Source organism: Blautia sp. MSK.20.85, from assembly GCF_013317245.1.
GTDB lineage: Bacteria > Bacillota > Clostridia > Lachnospirales > Lachnospiraceae > Blautia_A.
Genome location: NZ_JAAIUN010000072.1, coordinates 1 through 1,683 on the forward strand (window position 1 = coordinate 1; position 1,683 = coordinate 1,683).

Annotated in this window: 2 protein-coding genes; both read left to right on the top strand. The window is 42.5% G+C overall.

The window, feature by feature from the left end; genetic code table 11:
- Positions 1–16 precede the first annotated feature (16 nt).
- Positions 17–439 carry an IS200/IS605 family transposase gene (gene tnpA / locus G5B12_RS16880; protein WP_059086645.1) on the top strand — a complete coding sequence of 141 codons (423 nt, stop codon included), beginning with the start codon at positions 17–19 and terminating at the stop codon, positions 437–439.
- Positions 439–1,536, top strand: a complete 1,098-nt coding sequence (tnpB, locus tag G5B12_RS16885; protein WP_174088932.1) for an IS200/IS605 family element RNA-guided endonuclease TnpB — start codon at positions 439–441, stop codon at positions 1,534–1,536. The genes tnpA and tnpB overlap by 1 nt, the downstream gene beginning before the upstream one ends.
- The last annotated feature ends 147 nt before the right edge of the window (positions 1,537–1,683 follow it).

Below are 1,683 nucleotides of genomic sequence, written 5' to 3' on the forward strand. Positions count from 1 at the left end.
ATAGTATAATACAAATATGAACACAACATATAAATCAAACAACAATGTCGTCTATTCCTGTAAATACCATGTAGTATGGTGTCCAAAGTATAGACGAAAAGTATTAATTAACGGTGTGGACGTCCGGCTGAAGGAGCTGCTCACAGAGTATGCTGCAAATCTTTCTGTAGACATTCTGGAAATGGAGATCATGCCAGACCATGTTCATATGCTTTTGGAAGTAGATCCTCAGTTTGGCATCCACAAAGCTGTAAAGTCATTTAAAGGCTATACGTCCAGAATTTTAAGACAGGAATTTCCCTATCTTAAAACGAAAATGCCGACTCTCTGGACAAACAGCTATTTTGTATCGACGGTGGGCGGTGCTCCGCAGGAAACAGTAAAACAGTATATTGAAAACCAGAAAACATCGCAGAGACAAAAGGATAAGATGGGATAATGCAAAAAGGAATTAAATTTAGAATCTACCCGAACAGAGAACAGAAAAACTTCATCCATCAGACCCTGGGATGCTGCCGGTTCATCTACAACCGGGGACTTGCCATGCGTAAGGAAGGCTATGAAAATGGGGAAAAGATCGGCTATTCCCAGACTTCCGCCATGCTGACTGAACTGAAAAAGCAAGAGGAGTTTGCCTTTCTGAAAGCAGCAGATTCCATTGCATTACAGCAGTCTTTGCGGGATCTCGACCGGGGATTTGTGAATTTCTTTGAGAAACGGGCTTCCTATCCAACCTTCAAAAGTAAACATAACCGGTTCCAGTCATACAGAACGGTAAATCAAAAAGATAATATTCGTATTGTGGGAAGATATATCAAACTTCCGAAACTTGGATCTGTTAAAATACGGCAGTCGATGGAAGTGGAAAAGATTAATCACGTGATCATTGAGCACACACCGGCTGGAAAATATTTTGCGGTTTTAAATGTTGATTTTGAACCGGAACCACGCTCAAATGCTGGCGGAACGATAGGGATTGATGTCGGGATCAAAGCGTTCTACTCCGACAGTAATGGAAATACGGTATCAAATCCCAGATATCTGGAACGCTCAATGCGAAAACTCATAAGAGAACAGCGCAGGCTTTCCCGAAAACAAAAAGATTCCCATAACCGCGAGAAGCAGCGGATCAGGGTGGCAAGAGTGTATGAGAAAGTAACCAATCAGCGGAATGATTTCCTGCAGAAACAGTCAACGATGCTGGTGCGTGAAAACCAAACCATCTGTATTGAAGATCTGAATGTTAAGGGGATGATCCGGAATCATAAACTGTCAAAATCGATAGCGAGTGTTTCCTGGGCAAAATTTTTTGAAATGCTGGAATATAAAGCTGGCTGGTATGGAAATGAAATTCACAGAGTACCAACGATGTATCCGAGCAGTCAGACCTGCAGCTGTTGTGGCTACAGAAATCCACGGATAAAAAATCTGGGCATTCGTATCTGGGAGTGTCCCAAATGCCATGCGGTTCATGACCGGGATACGAATGCAAGTATCAATATTCTGAAAAAAGGACTGCAGATGCAGTCTGCATAAAGATAAAAACTGTACCGTAGGGCATACGGGAACAGTATAAATATAGCTTGTGGACACTGTGTAAGACATTGCAGTACCGTAAGGTGTTTGCCAATGCAGTAGTGGGAGAAGCAAGAATCCCCCTGCTTTAGCTGTGGGGAGTGTCAA

Excerpts from the sequence above, each read along its gene's own strand:
- tnpB (WP_174088932.1), top strand. The coding sequence starts at position 439 with ATGCAAAAAGGAATTAAATTTAGAATCTACCCGAACAGAGAACAGAAA.
- tnpA (WP_059086645.1), top strand. The coding sequence starts at position 17 with ATGAACACAACATATAAATCAAACAACAATGTCGTCTATTCCTGTAAA.